General features: G+C 63.8%; 19 protein-coding genes. 4 read left to right on the top strand and 15 right to left on the bottom strand.

The window, feature by feature from the left end; genetic code table 11:
* Positions 1-42: 42 nt before the first annotated feature.
* Complete coding sequence (locus tag NF4_RS24590; RefSeq protein ID WP_063129811.1) at positions 43-741, bottom strand: nitroreductase family protein; 699 nt, start codon at positions 739-741, stop codon at positions 43-45.
* Between the two features lie 91 nt (positions 742-832).
* Between NF4_RS24590 and NF4_RS24595 the strand changes: the two genes are divergently transcribed.
* Entirely contained in the window at positions 833-1,435 is a 603-nt protein-coding gene (locus tag NF4_RS24595; RefSeq protein WP_063129743.1) for a TetR/AcrR family transcriptional regulator, read from the top strand.
* Positions 1,436-1,922: 487 nt separating this feature from the next.
* On the opposite strand, the gene NF4_RS24600 is transcribed toward NF4_RS24595, so the two are convergent.
* From NF4_RS24600 to NF4_RS24645, 10 genes are all read right to left on the bottom strand, one after another.
* On the bottom strand, positions 1,923-2,651 hold the full coding sequence (locus NF4_RS24600) for a GntR family transcriptional regulator (protein WP_063129744.1): 729 nt from the start codon (positions 2,649-2,651) through the stop codon (positions 1,923-1,925).
* A 979-nt stretch (positions 2,652-3,630) separates the two neighbouring features.
* Positions 3,631-4,041 carry a Zn-ribbon domain-containing OB-fold protein gene (locus tag NF4_RS24605; RefSeq protein WP_063129745.1) on the bottom strand — a complete coding sequence of 137 codons (411 nt, stop codon included), beginning with the start codon at positions 4,039-4,041 and terminating at the stop codon, positions 3,631-3,633.
* The gene (locus NF4_RS24610; RefSeq protein ID WP_063129746.1) at positions 4,041-5,243 is read right to left on the bottom strand and encodes a thiolase C-terminal domain-containing protein; all 1,203 of its coding nucleotides are present in this window, start codon (positions 5,241-5,243) and stop codon (positions 4,041-4,043) included. Before NF4_RS24610 ends, NF4_RS24605 begins: the two co-directional genes overlap by 1 nt.
* Positions 5,244-5,431: 188 nt before the next feature.
* Complete coding sequence (locus tag NF4_RS24615) at positions 5,432-6,418, bottom strand: cyclase family protein (RefSeq protein ID WP_063129747.1); 987 nt, start codon at positions 6,416-6,418, stop codon at positions 5,432-5,434.
* A 194-nt stretch (positions 6,419-6,612) separates the two neighbouring features.
* Positions 6,613-7,803, bottom strand: coding sequence for a thiolase family protein (locus tag NF4_RS24620; protein WP_063129748.1), 1,191 nt, complete (start codon positions 7,801-7,803; stop codon positions 6,613-6,615).
* Entirely contained in the window at positions 7,800-8,327 is a 528-nt protein-coding gene (locus NF4_RS24625; RefSeq protein WP_063129749.1) for a DoxX family protein, read from the bottom strand. Before NF4_RS24625 ends, NF4_RS24620 begins: the two co-directional genes overlap by 4 nt.
* Before the next feature lie 338 nt (positions 8,328-8,665).
* A complete protein-coding gene (locus NF4_RS24630; protein WP_063129750.1) occupies positions 8,666-9,700 on the bottom strand; it encodes a phosphotransferase family protein in 1,035 nt (344 codons plus the stop codon).
* Positions 9,700-10,473: an SDR family NAD(P)-dependent oxidoreductase gene (locus tag NF4_RS24635; RefSeq protein ID WP_063129751.1), complete on the bottom strand. Its 774-nt coding sequence runs from the start codon at positions 10,471-10,473 to the stop codon at positions 9,700-9,702. Before NF4_RS24635 ends, NF4_RS24630 begins: the two co-directional genes overlap by 1 nt.
* A complete protein-coding gene (locus NF4_RS24640; RefSeq protein WP_198165461.1) occupies positions 10,470-11,771 on the bottom strand; it encodes an acyl-CoA dehydrogenase family protein in 1,302 nt (433 codons plus the stop codon). The genes NF4_RS24635 and NF4_RS24640 overlap by 4 nt, the downstream gene beginning before the upstream one ends.
* A complete protein-coding gene (locus NF4_RS24645) occupies positions 11,771-12,682 on the bottom strand; it encodes a TIGR03619 family F420-dependent LLM class oxidoreductase (RefSeq protein WP_063129752.1) in 912 nt (303 codons plus the stop codon). The genes NF4_RS24640 and NF4_RS24645 overlap by 1 nt, the downstream gene beginning before the upstream one ends.
* A 297-nt stretch (positions 12,683-12,979) precedes the next feature.
* Between NF4_RS24645 and NF4_RS24650 the strand changes: the two genes are divergently transcribed.
* Positions 12,980-14,401: an aldehyde dehydrogenase family protein gene (locus tag NF4_RS24650; protein WP_063129753.1), complete on the top strand. Its 1,422-nt coding sequence runs from the start codon at positions 12,980-12,982 to the stop codon at positions 14,399-14,401.
* Positions 14,402-14,857: 456 nt separating this feature from the next.
* Here the strand turns inward: NF4_RS24650 and NF4_RS24655 are convergent, their stop codons facing one another.
* The 4 genes from NF4_RS24655 to NF4_RS24670 all read right to left on the bottom strand — a co-directional run bounded on the left by NF4_RS24655 (position 14,858) and on the right by NF4_RS24670 (position 19,607).
* Positions 14,858-15,739 (bottom strand): ABC transporter permease, encoded by an 882-nt coding sequence (locus NF4_RS24655; RefSeq protein ID WP_063129754.1) that lies wholly within the window; start codon positions 15,737-15,739, stop codon positions 14,858-14,860.
* Positions 15,739-16,464, bottom strand: coding sequence for an ABC transporter ATP-binding protein (locus tag NF4_RS24660; RefSeq protein WP_232330633.1), 726 nt, complete (start codon positions 16,462-16,464; stop codon positions 15,739-15,741). The genes NF4_RS24655 and NF4_RS24660 overlap by 1 nt, the downstream gene beginning before the upstream one ends.
* 116 nt (positions 16,465-16,580) lie before the next feature.
* Positions 16,581-17,651 (bottom strand): ABC transporter substrate-binding protein, encoded by a 1,071-nt coding sequence (locus NF4_RS24665; RefSeq protein WP_084533422.1) that lies wholly within the window; start codon positions 17,649-17,651, stop codon positions 16,581-16,583.
* Between the two features lie 120 nt (positions 17,652-17,771).
* Positions 17,772-19,607 (bottom strand): flavin-containing monooxygenase, encoded by a 1,836-nt coding sequence (locus NF4_RS24670; protein ID WP_063814697.1) that lies wholly within the window; start codon positions 19,605-19,607, stop codon positions 17,772-17,774.
* 320 nt (positions 19,608-19,927) lie between these two features.
* Between NF4_RS24670 and NF4_RS24675 the strand changes: the two genes are divergently transcribed.
* Both NF4_RS24675 and NF4_RS24680 read left to right on the top strand, forming a co-directional pair.
* Positions 19,928-21,076 carry an acyl-CoA dehydrogenase family protein gene (locus NF4_RS24675; RefSeq protein WP_063129757.1) on the top strand — a complete coding sequence of 383 codons (1,149 nt, stop codon included), beginning with the start codon at positions 19,928-19,930 and terminating at the stop codon, positions 21,074-21,076.
* Positions 21,077-21,365: 289 nt separating this feature from the next.
* Positions 21,366-21,935: a nuclear transport factor 2 family protein gene (locus NF4_RS24680; protein WP_063129758.1), complete on the top strand. Its 570-nt coding sequence runs from the start codon at positions 21,366-21,368 to the stop codon at positions 21,933-21,935.
* Positions 21,936-22,013 lie beyond the last annotated feature (78 nt).

Below are 22,013 nucleotides of genomic sequence, written 5' to 3' on the forward strand. Positions count from 1 at the left end.
ACGGAGACAAGGCCAGAGCAGTAGGAGCGGGCAACGTTCTCCCTACCAGCGGTTCCAATGGATATGACTGACCGGATCGGCCTTCCGTGCGGGCTTGAAGTCGGTCCCGATGGTGTAGGCAATGGGGGTCAGTGCAACTTGGACGACGTTGTCGTAGGGGATCCCGAGAACATCGGCCATCTCTCGCTCATACTGCAGGTGTCCGACGGTCCAGGCTGTGCCGAGGCCGCGTTCGCGCGCGGCAAGCATGAAACTCCAGGTGGCTGGGATGACAGAACCCCAGTTGTGCGCCTGCCCTCGTGTGGATGTCATCTCTGCGCGATGCGCGACACGTACGACGGGGATCATGAGCACCGGAACCTCGTGGAGGCGCCAGAAGAGATGCCCGAGGCTGTCGCGGATCTTCCCCCACTCCGATGAGCCGAAGCTCATTCGGGTAGGCATGGGGGCCATGCCGTGCTCATCCGGAGCGCGGCTCTGAAGGCCTTGACGCCAGATGTCGGCGACTCGCGCCTTGGTGGCCGGGTCTTCGATGAATATGAAGTCCCACTGCTGTTGGTTCCGCCCCGTGGGTGCCTGCTGCGCGATCTTCACGGCCTCTTCGATCAGCTCGCGCGGTACGGGGCGGGTGAGGTCGAGACGCCGACGGACCGCGCGTGTCGTGGTGAGGACTTCGTCAGCAGTCAAGCTGAGATGCGAGTCGAAAGGAATCTTGTTCGCGTCTGTGTCGCGAGGGTCCATGATGTCCACCTTAAGTTGACCAGAGGGTCATTTTGCTGGAGCAGGTCGAATATAACATGACCACCAGGTCACTTTCGAATAGACTCCAGCCATGGAGGACAGGACTCGACCATTGCGCGCAGACGCTGTACGAAACCGGGATCGCTTGCTCGCCGCGGCAGAGGCAGTCATGGCAGAGCGGGGCCCCGATGTCTCTGTGGCGGATATCGCGACGCGGGCCGGCGTGGCAAAGGGGACCATGTTTCGTCACTTCGCCACGAAGGAAGACCTCGTGGCGGCCATCGTCGTCAAACACATGATCGTCCTGGCAGACCATGCCCGGCGGTTGCTGGACGCTCCCGACCCCGAGACAGCCCTCGTGGACTTCCTCACCTTCGCCGCTGACCAGCGGCAACAGCGCGACTTGGCCTACCTCATCTCGAATGGCGGCAGCACTGAGGAAGCCACCCGGGTACGTGGCGAGGCGCACGATGCGGTGGTGGCGCTCGTGGACCGAGCACGTGAGCACGGCCTCATCCGGTCAGACATCACGGGCACCGACGTCTTCCTCCTCGCCTGCGCTCCCGTCCAGGTTGCCGAGAATCTGCCCGGTGCGCCTTCCGATCTCTGGCGGCGATATCTCGCCGTCATCATCGATGGCTTACTGCGGGCCGATGCGGCTCCGCTCCCGGTTCCTGCGCCCGTGTGGCGCTGACGTCAGCTGACCAGCGCCAGCAACTCGTCGCGGACGGCCGCGAACACGTCCAGGCTCCGCTCGACCATCCTCATCGACGCCACCAACGACTTCATCTCCGAGGCCAGGTACGACTTCTTGCCCCCTACTGACTGGGCAACGGTTGGCTGAGCAGTGGCTGACGCCTGCTTGCCCCTCGGTTCGTGAAACCTCGAGACACGTCACAAGTTGACGAGGTGGCAGCTCGCACCGGAAGCCACCTCGATCGACGAGGTCCACACGATACCCAGGTGGGACGAGGCCCGCGCCCCGGTGTGAGCCAGGTGTGTCCATCGTGTGCCACAGTGCCCTCGATCGCGCAATAGATCGGCCGTTGTTGGCATCCCGACTCCAGTCCGGCACAGCACTCGCGGCAGAGCCTATCGGCAAGTACGCATGCTCCTAGTACAGCCACACGCACAGGGTTTCGGTTCGCGGACCGAAGTGCCGACCCGACCCACTTGACATGTCATGCAAAGTGCGGCGTGAGGGAGATCGTTCTCCGAATATGGCGACGTGCAGCTGCTTCAGCGGTCTCAGGATCGCGCGCCACAATGGCTTCGAGAATTTCGCTGTGTTGGACTTGAGCTTCGTCGAGAATGTCCTTGTACGACTTGGTGGGCTGCGCGGCAAGCAGGTTAGCCGCTCCACGCTCGCGGTTCATCGGTAGATAGAGAGCCGCCGTACTGGTTCTGATCAATGGACAGAACGACTGCACTTTGCTGTTGCCTGAGGCCGTAGCGATGAGTTCGTGAAATTGCGAATGGGACCGACTACGCAGAACGGGATCATATGGTTCTGCCGACGTGCCCATCTGGTCGAGAAGTTCATTCGCGCGGCGTTCATCAGCCGACGAGACACCTTTCCGAGCGGCCAATCGCGCGGCGAGGCCGTCGATCACCTCCCGTAGTTCGTACATCTCACGTAGGTCCTCGGCACCGATCTCGACCACTTCAACGCGCTGGTTATCGCAGTGTCGCAGCAGCCCCTCGCTCTCCAACACTCGCAATGCCTCACGCAGCGGCGTGCGACTGACTCCCAGCTGTGCCGCCAACGACACTTGGGCCAATCGGGTCCCAGGGGAGAGAACCCCTTCGATGATCCTGTCCCGCAGATGCGCCACTACCTCATCGACAAGCCGAGGAGTGCGGTCGAGCATCTCGAGCTGCGATTCGGCGGCGATGGGGATTCTCCTCATGCTTGCATATTCAACGGTCACGTCGACCCACTCACTCCGACCGGATAACTGCGCCCCACGAGGCGTTCTGTCCAGTGCCTTCAGCAGTCTACCCGCCGCCCTGTCGGCCGGGCCGCGGATCAGTTCTCTCCACGCTCGTCGGCCGCACGCACACGGCCCGGGTGCGATTGAACGAGCCCGCCGGGCGCTCAACGTCACACCCGAAGTGTGTCCAGGATACTGGATTCCTACCCGAGCGCCACGTTGAGGACTTCGTATGGATGTCGCGAGCAAGTGCCGCCCCACGGACGGCCCCGGACGCCGTCGAACATCCTCCAGCAATTGCCGGATAACTTGTCGGGTTCGCCGGCACGGAAGCTACAGCGGCTATGAGCCGGACAGATGTCGGCTACTGTCCCCGCCATCGCACGCGCCAGCGTGCTCACCATCGCTGAAGGGAACCGATGACGCCGCAACTGGGCTCGATCGGCATCTGGTCGGCGCACCTCCGCAGTCGGGATAAGGCCAAAGCCCGCGACGTGGCCGCCGGACTGGAAGGATTCGGGTTCGGCACAGTGTGGATACCCGGGTCCGGACTCCGGGCCTGCTGGTCCGACACGCCGTCGACGCTGGAGGCGTCCTCGCGGATCGTCGTCGCATCCGGCGTCCTCAATATCGCCGTGGATGCGGCGTTCGAGACCGGGGCCTGGGTGAACGCGTTGTCGCCGGCCGCGGTGAACCGGGTGATGCCGGGCCTGGGCGTCAGTCATCGTCAGCGCGTGACTCGCCGACGCACTCCTGCCGTGAGCCCTCCCCCGCGTTCTCGATCGCCGGAGCGGACAACACCCGTAACACGACGCATCCCGCGCATCTGCTACGCGCGGGATGCGCCTATCCGGTCGACATGGAGGGCCGGACACATCACCTCCGTGACGAGCCAGGAACCAACAGTCCCAGCGAGCCGGTATCCGCCGCACACAGTGATACCCAGTCCCTATCACTACTCGGCGAGTTCCCATTGCGGAACGGTGACCCCTGGCTCGACGTGCTCGAAGCGGACCCGCACCGGCGTGCCGGACGCGAGCTCCGGCGTGCCGTCGAGGTAGCCGACAAACCTTATCGCGGGATCCTCGTCGAGTTGGACCAGCACGATAGTGCACGGCGCCGGGAATGATGGATGGATCGAATGCATCAACACCGTCCATGTGTAAACCGAGCCAGTGGGGCCGACCTCCCGCCAGCCCACATCCCAGGATCCGCAGTGATGGCAGTAGGACTTGGGCAGGTGCAGGAACAACGAACAGGAGTTGCACGAGCGCACCACCAGGCGTTCCCCGGTCGCGGCCTTCCAGAAGCCGGCGGTCTCCTCGTCGTCGGTCACCGGTAGCGGCCGATTCATCTGCTCGGTCATTACGCCGTCCTCAAGATCATCGCACTCGTCAGCGTCGGTGCACCGGAGGTGACCAGACACGTCTCCGCGCCGGGCACCGGTGTTGTCGACCGGCCGCGCAGCTGACGGACACCTTCCACAATGTGATTCATCCCGTGGATGTAGCCCTCCGACAAGTTGCCACCGGCAGTGTTGATCGGCACCTGGCCTTCGATGTCGATCGCACCGCTGGACGCGAACCGCCCGCCTTCTCCCCGCGGGCACAGGCCGTAATCTTCCAGCTGCAGCAAGACCGTGATCGTGAAGCAATCATAGATTTGCGCGACATCGATATCGGCGGGCCCTATTCCGGCTCGCCGATACAGTTCGTCGCCGACGTACTTCGATGGTGTCTCCATGATCGAAGGGCGCATCAAAGCCGGAAACACCTTGCCGCCCTGCATTTCCGGGACGGCCCCCTGGGTCACCGCACGCACCAGGACTATCGGCTGGGGCGTGTCCGCGGCACGTTCGGCCGATGTCACGACGACCGCGCAGGCACCGTCGGTCTCCAGACAGTAGTCGAACAGACGCAACGGATCGGCGATCATCCGAGATGCGTGGTAATCGTCTCGCGACATCGGTTTCTGCGCCATCATCGCGGCGGGGTTCGCATTTGCCCGCCGCCGGATCGTCATGGCGATGCTCGCCAAATCATCGCTCGTGGTGCCGTAGTCGATCATGTGGCGGCGGGCGAGCATCGCGTAGAGCTGGCCCGGTGCCATCATCCCGTACGGAAGAAAGAACTCGTCCAAGGTGCCGTTGCCGCCGACGTAGCGAGCTCCGCCGGACTGCTGAATCGCTGTCCCTTTGCCATACCGGAGCCCTGACCTACCGTTGAGCGCCCTGTACACCAGCACATTCGTTGCCTGCCCGGACACAATCGCGGCGACTGCCTGCCCGATCATCGCACACGGAGATGATCCGGCCGTGCCCGATATTCCCCAGAATTTCAGACCGGCCAGGCCCAGCCAGTGTCCGATGTCGTTGTGGTGCACCGTGTCGTAGTCCGAGCGAACCACGCCATCGATATCCTCGGGACGCAGTCCGGCATCGGCGATCGCTGCCAGACCGGCTTCGGCGGCCATCGACGCGACACTGCGCCCTGACCTCCGGCTGAATTCGGTGGCACCGATACCCACGATCGCACACATATCGCGATGCGTGTATTGCTGGCCGTCCATCACACCTCTTCGTCCTCAACGAAAAAAGAAGCGCCCCATGGAAAGAGCGGGCTATCCATGGAGTGCCCCTCTCCGCGTTTCCATCTGTGCGGCGGAAGCTTTCTGGATTGCTCGGATCGAATATAGTGAACCGCCACTCAAGTCAACCCTCATTCACTACCTGGTGACCGCGCACCGTGTGCCGCCGGCTATTTGAGTGCTATCGGGTTGACGGGGGATCCGACAGCACCCGTCACACGCAGTGGCGGGGCGATTATTTGAAACTCGTAGATCCGGTCGGAAGCACAATCGGCCGCCAACTGCTCCATGTTCCAGAACTCGCCGAGCATCATCCCCATCTCACGCAGTGCAAGAAGGTGGAGCGGCAAGAACATGCCCTCCACGCCCGACTCGAGGCTCTCGACCATCACATTGTCGGCGGCTACCGCGGCCACCTCGTGCTCGTGCAGCCAGGACGCGCAGCGCCAGCCGAGCCCCGCCGACGGTTCCATCGGATCTCCGGTCTCCCGGAACTTGCTGATCCAACCGGTCCTGACCAGCACGATATCGCCCGGATCTACCGAAACGCCTTGGCGTTTCAACGCGTCGTCGAGCTCATCGGGCGTGATGTCGTTGCCTGGGGCGAGATATTCCACTCCGCGATACCGGGCCATGTCGATCAAGACTCCGCGCGATATCACGCCTTTCACATCGACTTTGTCGATACCGCAGTGGAAGGCGCCGGCGCTGGTTACCGATTCTGCGGGAAATCCGTTGTAGAGTTTGCCGTCGTAATACGCGTGCGACAACGCATCCCATTGCGTCGATGCTTGTAACGGCATGACGATCACATCGTCGTTGAACCGGAACGGGCTGACTCCGAAGAACCCGGCGATTTGCTGTGCCACACCATTGGTGGGCCACTTGCTCCCGTATTCGGCGTAATGGGTCTGGTCACCACCGTCCACGGTCATCATATGCATGGGTTTGGGCCGGAAATCGAGCGCGCCCTGAGGGCTGGCCGGGCCGAAATCCATCCCCAGCGAGAACACACGGCCACTGCGAACCAACGAGGCCGCACGCCGAACGTGTTCCTCGTCGATCAGATTCAACGTGCCCAGCTCATCGGCCTGTCCCCAGCGTCCCCAGTTCCGTACCTGCTCGGCGATGCGATAAAAATCGTTCAAGCTGTCCACTGCCCAGTTTCCTCCTTTGGAACCCCGCAGACCCGCCCGGATGTTTCGCAACGACGGGGATCGCACCAGTCTTGCATCCAGGATTCCCCTTGGCAAGAGGGGTGGTCTCGACGAGCCGGCCGAACATCCTGCGGGAGCGAGGCCACAGCCCACGAGGGGTACACGAGACACTCTCCGGCCCGGGACCGAACGGTTCACAACCGTTCGATGATCGTGGCATTGGCCATACCACCCGCTTCGCACATGGTTTGCAGACCATAGCGACCGCCCGTCGCCTCGAGACCGTTCAGCATGGTGGTCAGCAGCCGGGCCCCCGAGGCGCCCAGCGGATGGCCCAGCGAGATCGCTCCGCCGCGGGGATTGACCCGGGCGGGGTCGGCGTCGAACTCGGTACGCCAAGCGAGCGGGACCGAGGCGAAGGCCTCGTTCACCTCGATATGGTCGAGATCGTCGATACCCAGCCCGGACCGCTCGAGCGCCTTCCGCGTGGCGGGGATCGGCCCGGTCAGCATCGTGATCGGGTCGTCCGAGGCCAGCCCGAAGGCATGAAACCGCGCCCGCGGCTTCAGCCCGAGTGCCGCCGCCCGCTCCTCAGTCATGATCAGGACTGCGCTCGCACCGTCGGTGAGCTGTGAGGAATTCCCCGCGGTGATGTGCCACCCGATCTCGGGGAAGCGCTCGGTCATTTCCTCGCTACGGAAGGAGGAACCGAGCTGCGCCAGCTTCTCGGCCGTGGTCCCTGGCCGGATCGTCTCATCGGCATCGACCACAGCACCGCCCGGGAGGGTGACCGGCACGGTCTCGCCACCGAAATCCGTGGCGGCGGCACGTGTATGTGAGGCGGCGGCATACTCGTCGAGGGCCTGCCGGTCCAGATTCCACCGCGCGGCGACCAGTTCTGCCGCGACGCCTTGGGGCACCATACCGGGGGCATAACGCGCGAGCGCTGCGGGACCGAACGGGTCCGCCCCCATCCGGGCGCTGAACATCGGCACCCGGCTCATCGATTCCACGCCGCAGGCCACAACGACATCGCAGGCCCCGGCAATAACGGCCTGCGCGGCGAAGTCCGCTGCCTGCTGCGAGGAACCGCATGCGCGGTTCACCATGACGGACGGAACGTGTTCGGGAAGACCCGCCCCCAGCCACGCCCAGCGACCGATGGTGCCGGTCTGCTCACCGGAGTTGGTGACGCACCCGGTGATGACGTCGTCGACCACACCCGGGTCGACATCGGTACGGGCGAACAATGCAGCGAGCATCTGGCCGAGCAGGTCCGCAGGATGGAGGCCGGAAAGAGCGCCGCCTGGGCGATCGTTCTCCGGGGCCTTCCCCTTGGCCATCGGAGAGCGGATGGCGTCGACGATTACGGCCGAGCGAGTCATACTGTTCCTTTCGAATCAAGCGGAGGCTGTGGCGGGCGCCAGAACACGGCGAGCTGGGCTGCCGCCCCCGCGAGCCCCAGGCCCGCCGCGAGCGCTGCGGCTCGCACGCCGGCGATTCTGTCCTCGAGCCCCAGTGCGCGTTCCACACTCAGCGGCCCGGGCCCGATTGCCGCGAGCGCGACAGCCGCGGAGGCGATGTTCATGACGTATTCCCAGCCCTCGCTCGTGATGAAGAAGCCGTTGGGCGCGTGCACCGAACGAGCTGCCACGCCCATCGTGCCGACCACGGCAGCCGCCGCGAAGGGTGTCCCGAACCCGACCGCGAGGGCCGTCCCGGCTCCGATTTCGACCACAGCACTTACCCGCGCCTGTAGCTCGGGCTCGCGGAACCCGATGGACCCGAACCAGCCCGCCGTGCCGTCCAGCGAACGTCCATGCTTGACGCCATGGGCGATCAATGTCCCGCCCAGGGCTGCCCGGAGCAGCAGTTGGGCGGCAGCGAAGCCTTTCGATCGGTGCGTCACTTATTCGATCACCACCGCGCACGCCGGAGCCGTGATGCCTGTACAGCCCTTTCCCGAGGGTGGGGCGATGTTTTCGCCGTGGACCACGCCACTCTGCCGGCGTGAACCGGTCATCAACTGCATATCGTTGCTACCTTCCATGTCGGAACGCCCATTTCACGGACCGTCCGGCGACGGGGAACGGCCGGTACCGAGGCGATCGTGTAGGTACCGGCCGAAACGGGCGGTGAGGTCCCGTTCGGTTCCGGTTGCAGGCGGTCGTTCGACCCACGCACCGGAAACCTCGCAGATACGCCGACGCGGACAACAGATTCGGAGTGCCCGGCGTCGGTCGTGAGTCAGACGAGGGGCTCGCCTTCGCTGATGGCCTTCGCCCGGTCGAACAGATGTGTGGCGAGCCCGTGGAACCGCGCGCCGAGTTCAGGTGTTGCCAGGCCCCGTCGAGAGCGGGCGTAGGTGCCCTCAAGTAGCACTCCGAGCCGGAAGGCGGCCAGGACGCCGTACCAATCCAGGTCGTGCACCTCACCACCGGAGCGGATATACCGTTCCAACAGGGCCCCTCGGCCCGGCAGGCCGGGCGCGTCCAGATCGGCGTGCGAGGAGTGCGGGTTGCCCACCGGCCAGCCCACGAGGAGGTGGGCCAGGTCCAGCAGCGGATCACCCAAGGTGGCGAGCTCCCAATCGACGACGGCCGCCAGCCGCGGCTCATCCGGCCGGACCAGGATATTGCCCAGGTGGTAGTCGCCGTGAATGAGTCCCTTCTGCCATATCGTCGGCCGGTGCTCGGTGAGCCAGCGCGACAGCACGGTGCCCTGTTCCACCAGATCGCCGGTCTCGTAACCTGCGAGCTGTTCGAGCCACCGAGCGGGCTGACGCTCCAGCCAGCCGTCGGGCGAGCGGAAGCCCGCTGCCACGAAGTCGGTAACCGGTACCGCCGCAAGGGCGACCAGCGCGTCGGCCATCTGGAGGCCCAGGTCCCGTTGCCATTCGAGCCGCTGGGCGAACGCGTGCGGCAGTCCCTCGGCCGGATTGAACCCCTCGATGAAGTCCGTGACGTAACACACGGATCCCAGGATGCCCGGATCCGGACTGGCGGCCCGCAGCCGCGGGACGGGTACGCGGGACTCTCCGAGAGCCTCCAATACGCGGATCTCCCGCAGGATCACCGAGTCACTTTCGGGACGCTTGTGCCGTGGTGGATGGCGCAACACCAGGTCGGCATCACCATAGGCGAGCCGGAGCAGGATGTTCTGTGTCCCGCCCGACAGGGCCTGCACATCCCGCAACGGCCCCACACCCAGTTCGGCATCTACGAGCCAATCCACGACAGGCGCGAGTTCGATCCCGAGATCGGGTATGGCGCAGCCGGTCATCAGAACATTCCGCCGTCGACGACGCTCACCGTGCCGGTGGCGTAGGCCGAGGCGTTGGAGGCGAGATACAGCGCGGCGCCGACGATTTCCCGAGGCTCCCCGATCCGCTGCAATCGTGATCCCTTGTTGCTGAGCATATCCTGGCTCCAGCCATGTGTGACGTCCGTGCGGAACCGCCCGGGCAACAGAGCGTTGACCCGAACCGTGGGCCCGAACGCGTCCGCAAAGCCCTGTGTCATCGCGACCAGGCCCGCCTTCGCGGCGGCGTAGGGGATGATGTTCTTGTTCGGACGCATCGACCCGGTGCTGCCGATGTTGATGATCGAGCCGCCATCGTGCTCGGCCATGTACTCGCCCACCAGGGCGCACAGCCTGAAGGGCCCCTTCAGATTGACCGCGATGGTCTTGTCGAACAGTTCCTCGCCGACCGAGGAGGGCTGGTCGTAGCGCGGCGACATGCCGGCGTTGTTGACAAGGATGTCGATCGAGCCGAATGCCTCGCGCGCCCCCTCGACCAGCGCATCGAGGCCGTCCCACCGGCCGACATGCGCTGCTATCGCGGTTGCCTGCGCGCCGGCCGCGCGCAGTTCCCCGACCACGAGTTCACAGGACGCGAGGTCGCGGCTGCACACAACGACGGCAGCGCCCGCCGCGGCGAACCCGAGCGCCATCTGACGGCCGAGCCCCCGGCTGCCACCGGTGACGAGAGCAACCTTTCCCTCCAGCCCGAAGATCTTGTTCGGGGAAAGATCGTCCTGTTCGCCGGTGCTCATACCCAGGCCTCCTCGATACGGCCGTCCAGCAGATCGGCGAAACGCTGCTCGGCACGCGTGCGAACGGTGGGCAGGTGGTAGTCCGGGAACAACGCGTCCGAGCCCGAATACCCGCTCAGCACCTGGCGCGCAAGGGTGATCTGGTGCACCTCGGTAGGCCCGTCGGCCAGGCCCATCTGAAAGGACTCCATGACCAAACGCGCGAACGGCACCTCGTCGGTGACTCCGAGAGAACCGTGGATCTGCAGCGCCCGGGCGGCGATGTCGTGCAGGACTCGTGGCATGGCGGCCTTCACCGCGGAAATGTCCTTGCGCAGGGCACGGTAGTCGCCCTTCTCGTCGATCAGCCAGGCCGTCCGGAGCACCAGCAGCCGGAACTGCTCGAGGTCCAGCCAGGATTCGGCGATGGCCTGCTGGACGAGCTGCAGGTCGGAGAGCCGGGTGCCCCGCGTGGTCCGGGACAGTGCGCGCTCGCACATCATGTCGAAGGCCTTGCGGGCAGCGCCGATTGTGCGCATTGCGTGGTGGATTCTGCCGCCGCCGAGGCGGGCCTGGGCCATGGCAAATGCCTCGCCTCGGGTGCCGAGCAGTTGCTCATCCCCCAGCCGGACGTCGGTGAGCCGCAGATAGCCGTGTGAGCCGTCGCCTGCGGGCTGACCGGCACTCGCCACGTTCCGCACGATCTCGAGGCCCGGTGTGTCGCGTGGGACGAGGAACATCGAAGACCGCTGGTGCGCCGGTGCGTCCGGTTCGCTGACCGCGACAATGATGATCAAGTCCGCGTAGCGTGCGTTGGAGGCGAACCACTTCTCGCCGTTCAGCACCCAGCCATTGCCGTGGCGTACCGCGCAAGTGGTGATGCCGGTCGGGTCGGCGCCGCCGTGCGGCTCTGTCATCGAGAAGCAAGACATGATCTGCCCATCGATGAGCGGTGCCAGGTACCGCTCCTTCTGCGCATCGGTGGCGAACAGCGCCAGCAGCTCGCTGTTACCCGAGTCCGGGGCCTGGCAGCCGAAGATCGTCGGGGCGCACCGCGAGGTGCCCAGTATCTCGTTGAGCAGGCCGAGCTCGAGCTGGCCGTAACCCGGCCCACCCAGCGCGGGACCGAGATGGCAGGCCCAGAGGCCCTGCTCGCGCACCGCGGCCTGCAGTGGCGGGATCACTTCGCGGCGCAGCGGGTCCCGGACGTCGGCGGGGTGCCCCAGGACCGCGTCGACCGGCGCAATCTGTCGCTCTACGAATTCCGCGGCCCAGTCCAGCTTCTTCTGATACTCCGGATCTGTCGCAAAACTCCACATCAGGCATTGCTCCTCTCGGCCCCGAACTTGCCGGACTCTTCGGCTATCTCGGTGATGAGCCGTTCGACCTCGCGGAGGCTCGCGCACCCCACGGTGGGGCCGACGGCCAACACCGTGGCCCCTGCGGCCTGGTACTCCGGGATGACGGAAACGGTGGCCGGCACATCGATCCGCCCCACCCGATCCAGGACCAGCGGAGCCTGTACCCGCACGATCAGCTCGTCCGCGTCGCGCCCGGCCTCGGCCATGACCGGACGGATTACCGCGAGACCTTCGCGGACCTTCTCCGGGGTGTAGCGGACAGGACACCACCCGTCGCCGTACTCGGCGATGCGCCGGGCGTTTCGCGGGGTCGGGGCCAAGCCCATCAGCAACGGGATCCGGCGTTGCGCGGGCCGGGGCAGCGCGCGAACCGGGGATACCGCACCGACCTGGCCGGGAACCGTCGCCTGCGCCGACTCCCAGAGCGCCCGGCAGGTGCGGACTACCTCGTCGAAGGTCTTGTAACGGTCTTCCCAGGACACCCCGCAGGCTTGGAATTCCTCCCGCTGCCAGCCGATGCCGAGGCCGGGCTCCGCGCGCCCCCCGGACAGGGCATCCAAAGTCGCGATTTCCTTCGCGAGAACCGGGCCCGGGCGCAGTGGGGCGAGCAGGACGCCGGTGGAGAACCGAATTCGCGTAGTCACTGCGATCGCGCTGGCGAGCGTTACGAGGGGATCCGGCCATGCCGCATCAGGATCGGGTTCGAACCGGCCGAACGGATAGGCCTCCGTATTGTCGCCCATCAGCACATGCTCGCCCAGGTGTATGGAGCGGAAGCCGGCTTCGTCCGCCATCTGCGCCACCTCCGCGAACCGGGAGATGTCGCCGCCGGGCAGCTGTTGGGCGCGGCAGAACAGGGATAGTTCCATCACACCGCCATGCTAGTTGAATCCTGGATACAGGACAAGGTGACACCCACTGCCGAACGCCCCGAAGGGCTACGGAGATGCTGGACGTGCCACGACGTACCCCTTGCGCGCAGGCGCAAGTAAAAATATGATGCATCCTGGATCCGAGCGTTGCGGCAATAGCCGCTGACCAAAAGCCTTGACACAAACAAGGTGACGCCTTGCGGGATCAAGAATTTTCGTTCGGGTCGATTTCGAGCCGTCAGCACAGTGCGGCGCGGCCGGGTACGGCGCCGACACCCCACTGATGGAGGATCGATGGAGATTCGGACCAACATATTCGTCGACGGGGCGTGGCGGCCGTCGGCCGGCACCGTTGTCGACGTGCTGTCCCCGGCCGACGAACAGAAAGTGGGCGAGACAGTCGATGCCGGCACAGCGGATGTCGACGCCGCCGTCTCGGCGGCCCGGACAGCTTTCGACGGCTGGCGAGCTCTTCCCGCGGCGAGTCGCGCCAAACACCTCCTGAGTCTCCGGGATGAGCTGTTGACGGACCTCGAGCAGATCTCCGAGGTAGTGACCCGGGAGAGCGGGACACCCATTTCCATCTCGCGCAGCATGCAGCGCAACGCCACCGACCGGCTGCGCTACTACGCAGAGCATGCCGGGCGAGTGAGCCGGGTCGAGGAACGACTGGGCAAGGCCGCCAGGGCCCGGATCGTGCAGGAGCCGGTCGGTGTCGCCGCTTTGCTCACCCCCTGGAACGGGGCCTACGCCTCGGCGCTCACCAAGATCGCCCCGGCCCTCCTTGCAGGCTGCACAGTCGTGCTCAAACCCCCACTGGAAACGCCTCTGGCCTCGATGTTCATCGCGGATGCTGCGCAGCGCAGCGGTCTTCCCGCGGGCGTACTGAACATCGTCACCGGTGGACGCAGCGCCGGGGAGCTGCTTGTCGAGCATCCCGATGTCCAGAAGATCGCGATGACGGGGAGTGTGGCCGGGGGCCAGGCGATCATGCGCTCCGCCTCCGACCGGTTGAAGCGACTCACCCTCGAACTCGGCGGGAAGTCGGCGTGTGTCGTGCTGCCGGGGGCCGACCTCGCCGCTGCCGCGGACCAGGTGGTCAAGGGCTCGATGTTCAACACCGGGCAGGCTTGCGTGGCGTGGACCCGGCTCCTGATCCAGCAGGACGACTACGAACGGTTCGTCGAGTTGCTCGGCGCGGCGATCGACCGGATTCGTCCGCTGAACCCGATGGACCCCTCGTCCACTTTCGGTCCTATCACCACCCCGGCGCAGCTCGAACGCATCGAGGGCTTCGTAACCCGGGCACTCACCGAAGGCGCCCGCATCGTCACTGGCGGCTCGCGGGTCGAGGCATTCGATCGCGGTTCGTGGTACCAGCCCACGCTACTGCGTGATGTGCACAACCACATGGAGATCGCCCGCAACGAAGTCTTCGGTCCCGTGACGGTCGCCATCCCGTACACGACTGTCGACGACGCCGTGGCACAAGCGAACGACAGTGACTACGGCCTTTCCGGGGCTGTGCTCGGCGACCAGGACCAGGCGGAGAAGGTGGCACAGCGACTCGAATCCGGAACAGTATCGATCAACTGCTTCACCCTGGAGGACCACGCCCCGTTCGGCGGACGCAAACTATCCGGCCTGGGGCGCGAATGGGGACCCGAGGGTATCGACGCCTACCTCGAGTCCAAGGTCTACGCACTCCCTTTCTGAGGCCCTGAGCACCCGGACGACCTCACCCTGGTCGTTCGGGTCGTCGCGGTCGGGCAATCGAGTCGAGCGCTGCCTGCGCATGCCTGCGACCCCATCGGTCCACAGGCGCGGGATCGAAACCCGCAGGACTGTGTGTCCTGCATCGACGGCGGCAGCCTGCCCGGTCACAGAGAACGCGCCGTCCGAGGCGGGGCCGTGCTGTGGCGTCGGCTATGGCTCCGGGAGCCGGCGTGCACATGCCCTTTGGAACGCCGAAATATCGGCAGCCTGATCGTCGGTTCGCATCAAGCCGGTCACCCACACTCGGCAGCTGCATGCTGTCGCGCCACCGGACTGCCGATCAGCCTCGATTTTTCGTGAGTTGCGCTGACGGTTCCGGCCAGGTCCGATCGGGGTTTGGGGGTTGTTTCGCTGTTCGGGGCAGCGGCAGCTGTCATCTCCACTCTGGCCGCACTGTCAGAACTCCTCACGGATCGCGCGGGCGTTCTTCCACTTCAGCAGTCGGTTGGAAAGCAACTGAATGCCGAACATGAAGACGACTCCGACCCCCATCATCATCACCAGCGCGGCAAAGACGCCCGCCGTGTAGAACTGACCAGTGGAGTTGATGAGCAAATACCCCATACCTCGGTTGGATCCCAGCATCTCCGCGGTCACAGCCATTACCAACGCGTAAGGGGCAGAGATATTGAGTCCGCTGATTATGAAGGTCATTGCGGACGGCACCGTCACCTTGGTGTGCACCTGCCAAGTCGATGCCCGCATCAAACGAAGCTTGTCGATCAATTCACGGTCGACATCCCGGACTCCCGCGAAGGTGGAGAAGAACACCAGAAATGCCACCACAGCGGCCACCAATGCGACTTTCGACATCAGGCCGATGCCGAACCACAGCATGAAGAGCGGAACGAGTGCCGTCCGGGGAATGCTGTAGATCGCATTGACGAAAGGCGTGAATATTTTCGCCAGATACTGGTTGATCCCGAGAAGAATTCCTCCGAGTAAACCGATCACCGCACCAGCAAAAAAACCAAGGAGTGCCTCTTCCAATGTCACTGCGACGCTGGGAAGAAGAATCCCGTCCTTCGCCCAGTCGACCAATGCCGCCCAAATCTCTGTGGGTTGGCTGACATAGAACTTGTCGATGAGCACATGAGGTTCACCCGGGTTACCCGAAACAAACTCCCACAAGGCTGTCAATGCACAGAGGATCGCCACTTGCGTGCCCAGGAGGATTCCGCGAGATTCTTTCCACCGTGCCTTGAACGAGCGCCTGGACTGCGTGCTCGACGAGGCTTTGTCGATGTCCGAAAATTGCAGCTCGACAGTACTGGCCATCAGGCAACTCCCGTTTCCTGCAGTTGCTGTGCGAGGCGCTCCCACAGCTCATCCCACACCTGGCGAAATTCGTCTAGGCTACGGAGTTTCGTCAGGTCGCGGGGTCGCTCGAAGTTGACCGGCTCCACGTGGACAATGCGCCCAGGAGATTTGCCGAAGACGACGACACGGTCAGCCAGAAGAATCGCTTCTTCCAAGTCATGTGTGACGAATATTATTGTAGTGCCGTATGCACCGCAAATGGACAGCAATTCTTGCTGTAGAGCGAGCCGAAGTTGCGCGTCCAGCGCCCCGAACGGCTCGTCCATCAGGATGGTTGTGGGCTCGTAAACCAGGGTCTGAGCCAGACTTGCCCGCTTGAGCATCCCCCCGGAGAGCTGTGACGGGTAGCGGTCAGCGAACCCGCCGAGACCGACCAACTCGAGAACTCGCGTGACTCGTTCACGCCGCTCGGCCTTGGGGACCTTCTGAATCTCCAAAGCGAGACCGACGTTGTATTCGACAGTGCGCCAGGGAAGTAGCAGGTCCTTTTGAGTGACATACCCTACCTGGGTATTCACGCCCTGCACTCGTCGACCGTCGTACTCGACGACGCCCTCACTCGCCGGCATCAGTCCTGCGGCCATATTGAGCAGCGTCGACTTGCCGCAACCACTCGGTCCTACGAGCGTGACGATTTCTCCCTGCGCGACGGCGAGATCTATGTGCTCAACGGCAGTGAACACGGACTTCTCTGTATCGAATCGCCTTGCAACATCGATGAATCTGACTCGCAAATCGGACGTGGAATCTTGTGAACTGCCCGATCTTCGATCCGCTCGGAGCGGGTTTCGCATAACGGTCATCGTTCGATTACCTCCTCTGCGGCTTCAGTGTCGACCACCTGTTCGAATGCAACATCGATAGGCGAGTTCGTACCTGCCGACGCCACCTCGGTGAGCAGATCGAACCGCCCCGGGGAAGGCACCAACCCAGTGTCAAGGGCCGGGGAAACAGCCGCTATCGAGCTTGCGAACACTTCTACGTCCGTCTTCGGGTAGAACTTGTCGTGGAGGTTTTCGGCGTCCGCTTCCGACAGGCCTACAGCGATGTCTTCCTGGGCGCGGCTCAGCGCCCGGAGGAAACCGACAACGGCATCGCGGTTCTTCTCGAGGAACGCTCTCGTTGTCACGACGTCGATCACCGGAATATCGACCATGTCTGGCGCTTCTTCGAGGAAATCGATAAAGACAGTGCCCCAGCCGTCGGTCACCGGCTGCAGCGTCTGCGGGGGGAAACTGACGAAACCATCGACCGCCTCCTCCTTGGCGGCCGCGACCAGCGCGGGTGCGTCAGCGATCGGCTTGATGACTACATCGTGTGCCGGATCGAGACCCGACTCCGTCAAGACGTAGCGCAACATCAGGTCTGTTGTGGAGCCGGCGGCCGCCGACCCCAGAGTCATGCCCTTCAGTGCGGCCAGCTTCTCGTCGATCGGCGAGGAAGGGGTAACTCCGATAGCGTCCAGCGCCGCGAGAGACTTCTCGTTGACAGTCAGCTGGAACGGCGCTGGCGCCAAGACCGTACCGACGACCACCACGTCACGTCCCTGGGCAACGAGAGGGAGCGGCGCTGTGGACCCGGACACGATGATGTCCACTTCCCCCTGCAAGAGTGTCTGAGTCAACTGGGCGGCCGAGTACAGCCCGGTCGACGACTCCAATGCGACGCCCTCGTCCGCGAAATAATCTTTGGCCTGAGCCTGGTACACGCTGAGATTGGTAAGTGAAGGTCCGTAATCGAGATAATGCACCACCGTTTGCCCCGCACTGTTTGTCGCAGCCTCGTCCGCCCGCGGAGCGGCGCAAGCCACAACAGCCAGCAATGACACGAGAACCGCAAAAACCCCTACCAAGCATTTGCGAACAGACATCTGACTCCTCGAATTTGAACGTCAGTACTTCGCACAAAAGGCGTGCAACACAAGAACGACACCATCCGTCGAGGGGTGACACACCACGGTGCCACCCCTCGCGCGAGTTCGTCCCAGATCTCAGGCGCCGGCACGCTCGATGATCGCCCTGCTCTCGTACTCCTTGGACTCGCGCCATGCCGCGAGCACCTGGGTGTACTCGAACGCCCCGCCACCGTACGCATCCGCCCAGATCGGTCGGCCGTGCTCGAACGTGCCCGCCGTGTCGAAGTCGCCTTCGTTGTTGAAGTAGCCCGGTGTACACAGCGCAACCTGCTCGGCATTGAAGACCAGGCCGTTTTTGGAGTCCATCGTGTCGCACCACTCCTGTACGGCTGTCTCGGTGACATCCAGCTTCACCACGCCGTCCTCGACCAGCTGCTTGATGTGCTTGGCCACGTGCTTGGCCTGCTCGTCGTAGACGTAGAGCAGGTTCACCGACACCGCAGCCTGCCGAAGCGCCCCGATGTGGAACATATTCGGGAACCCGGCGGCTTGGATACCGTGGACCGTCCTGACTCGCTGCTCCCAAGCCTTGGCCAGAGTCAGACCGTCGACGCCGGTGATCTCGAAGCCGCCGGACCGTCCGGGCGACACCGCAGACTCGAAGCCCGTGGCATAGATGATCAGGTCGACTTCATACTCCTTGCCATCGACCACCAGCCCTTTGGCGGTGATCTTGTCGACGCCCTTCCCCTCGGTATCGATCAAGTGCACGTTCGGCTTGTTGAACGACTGCAGGTAGCTGTCGTGGAAGCCCGGGCGCTTGCAGTGGGTGGCGTACCACGGCTTGAGCCGCTCGGCCAACTCCGGATCATCGATCAACTCGTCCACTCGGGCGCGAATTCGCTCCATCTGCACGATGTCGTTCTCTTCGAGCTCGGCCATATACGCGGCGAGGTCGGGGGCGGAGCCGTCAGCCGGAATCTTCAGCGGCGGAATGCCCCACACGCGGGTCCAATCGTCGGTGACGATCTTCTCCTCGACCGGGATTCCCGCCATCTGCGCCTCGAAATTATCCATTCGAGCCTGCTGCCACCCCGGCTGCTGAGCGGAATACCACGCCGGGTCCGTCGGCCCATTGTCTCGCACACCGACGATGGTCGGCGTCCGCTGCACCAGATACGCCTCCTTCGCACTCTCGGCAATGTGCGGAAACGCCTGCAACGAAGTCGGTCCCGTACCGATCACGGCGACTCGCTTGTCTGCGAGTTTGTCGAGGTTCCCGAACGAGTCTCCGCCGGTGTACTCGTAATCCCAACGGCTCGAGTGGAAGGAGTGACCCTCGAACTTCTCGATGCCCGGGATGCCCGGCAGCTTCGGCCGGTGCAGAACTCCGCCGGTGCCGGTGATCACGAAACGAGCCCGGATCGCGTCGCCACGATTGGTCGTCACAATCCAGCGCGAGAGTTTGCGGTCCCAGGTCACATCGGTGACGTACGTCTGGAAGATCGCGTTCTTGTAGAGGTCGTACATCCGGCCGACTGCACGCGCGTGATCGAGGATCTCCGAACCGGGCGCGTACTTCACCGTCGGCATGTAACCGGTCTCTTCGAGGAGAGGCAGATACACATACGAGTCGCAGTCGCACGCAATGCCGGGATACCGGTTCCAGTACCAGGTCCCGCCGAAGTCCGCGGCCTTGTCGATGATGGCGATGTCATCGATGCCTTCCTGACGCAGGCGAACCGCGGAAAGCTGGCCCGACCACCCGGCACCGACGATGGCGACCTCGACATCCTTCGAGATGGGGTCACGCGGTGCAACTTCCGTGAATGGGTCGACCTCGAGCTCCGAACCGACCTCGATCTCCTTGTACTGCTTGACGCCGTCGGTCCGGATTCGCTTGGCACGCTCCTCGGCATACTTCTTGGCGAGTTCCGCCTTGTCGACACCAGTGGCGATTGGGTCGGCCATGTTGCACTCCATCTCTGTCAGAACGACATCGAACTTCATCAGAAAATGAACGGGTCGGACGGGACGAATACCGGGCGTGTGGCTCGAGAGCTCGATCCGGTCACCTTCGTGATCCGCCTCACAGTCGACGCGTTGAAGTCAGTATTGCATCCAGGATTCTCTTACACAATCCTTTGCGGTCCACCCGAAGCTTGTAGCCTCTCGTCGGCACACGACGGCCGCACGCACCAGCGAAAAATCAGCAATGCGAAGCATATTGTATCCAGGATGTAGAGCCATTACCGTTGCTGCGACAGCTGCAAACAGTCGGAGGGAAACCCATGCGCTCGACCATCTACGGCCCCGATCACGAATCGCTGCGGATCATGGTGTCCGACTTCCTGGAGAGCCGGGCGAAGCCTCAGGTCGAGAAGTGGGAGAAGCAGCGTCGGATCGACCCCGAGTTCTACCGTGAGGCCGGCCGGCTCGGACTGCTCGGCCTCCAGGTGCCCGAAAAGTTCGGCGGGGGCGGACAGACCAGCTTCACCTACAACATGGTCGTCGCGCAGGAGATGATCGCCGCCCATCTTCAGATGTCCCCCATGCGGGTGCACACCGACGTCGTACTCCCCTATTTCCTCAGCTGTTCGGACACCCAGCAGGCCGAACGGTGGCTGCCCGCCATCGCGTCCGGTGAGAAGATGACGGCGATCGCGATGTCCGAGCCCGGCACCGGTTCCGACCTCAGCGGCATCTCGACCTCGGCCGTCCTCGACGGCGACCACTATGTTCTCAACGGCGCGAAGACATTCATCACGGGCGGGATCAATGCCGGCCTGATCATCGTCGTCGCACGGACCTCGCGGACGGAGGCCGACCGGCGCAGCGGGCTCACCCTGCTGGTCGTCGAGGCGGGAATGGACGGCTACTCCATCGGACGCAACCTCGAGAAGATCGGGATGAAGTACGCCGACACCGCCGAGCTGTTCTTCGACAACGTGCACGTCCCGGTGCAGAACCGCCTGGGCGAGGAGGGGGCCGCCTTCGGCTACCTCACCGCCAACCTGGCCCAGGAACGACTGAGCGTGGCCCTCGGATCCGTTGCCACGGCACAGGCCGCCATCACCGAGACCGTGCGCTACGTGCGGGAACGTCAGGTCTTCGGCAAGGCGCTCTCGTCCTTCCAGAACACGAAGTTCCAGATTGCCACCGCATCCGCAGAGGTGACGGCAGCAGAGTCGATGCTGGAACGGGCCGTGATCGAACTCGACGCCGGCAAGCTGTCCGGGGACGACGCCGCGAGAGTCAAGCTGTTCTGCAGCGAAATGCAGGGCCGAATCGTCGATTCGTGCCTCCAGCTCTTCGGAGGCTACGGCTATATGACGGAGTACCCGATCGCCCGCATGTACGCCGACTCCCGGATCAGCCGTATCTACGGAGGGTCCAGCGAGATCATGAAGACCATCATCGCCAAGTCGCTCGGGCTCTAGCCGGCGGCTCGCAGGGTTCGTCACGAGTCTCCAGCCGCGCGAGAGCATCCCGATCCGGCCGTCCTCGCCCATCCAGAACTCGGCCCGCTCGTTGGGCGCAAACTCGCGCTGGCAGCCGCCGCGAGCGCTGAGCGATGAGCTCATTCCTATTCCCATATTCAGCAACCTCATTCACCGACGCATAAATTCCGGAAGATGTATCCTGGATCCGGTACTCCCGCACAAGGTTGGTACCGCAAAGAACACCAAGTCGTACGCCCCCTACTCGGCCCCAGGAGGTCATGGCACCATGACGCAGAATACAAACGACCTGCTCACCGAGTTGTTGGACCGCGAGAAAATACGAGACTGCATGATGCGCTATGCGCAGTCCATCGATCGACTCGATTCAGGCTTACTCGAAACTGTCTACTGGCCCGACGCTCATGACTGGCATGGCGATTTCGAAGGGAACGCCTACGACGTATTCGAGAAGATCATCCCGTACCTGCGGGAGCACACTATTCGCACACAGCACTTCCTCGGCGGTAGTTTGATTCGGTTCGTCGACAGCAATCACGCCGATGTGGAAACCTATTCGCAAAATTTTCACACTGTACGCAATGGCAACGGCTCTCCCTATGACCTGATCCAGGGTGGTCGGTATCTCGATAAACTGGAGAAACGCGGTCAGGAATGGCGAATCATCGACCGGATCGTGATGATCGACTGGGTGACGCAGAGTGCGGAGTCCTACAACTACGACAACGGCGTGCTCGGGTCGGCCAAAGCGCCGATCAGCGCCCGTCGCCCGGACGATTTGATGTATAGCTTCCTGGGTGACATCGCCGCGACTTCGCAGTCCGGTGGCGCGGCGTAACCCGAATCAGCCCGACGGGGGGTCGCTGCCGCTTGTAGACATGTTGTCCGCGAATATTGCGCGATAACGCGCACCCCG

Source organism: Nocardia fusca NBRC 14340 (assembly GCF_001618425.1).
Lineage (GTDB): Bacteria > Actinomycetota > Actinomycetes > Mycobacteriales > Mycobacteriaceae > Nocardia > Nocardia fusca.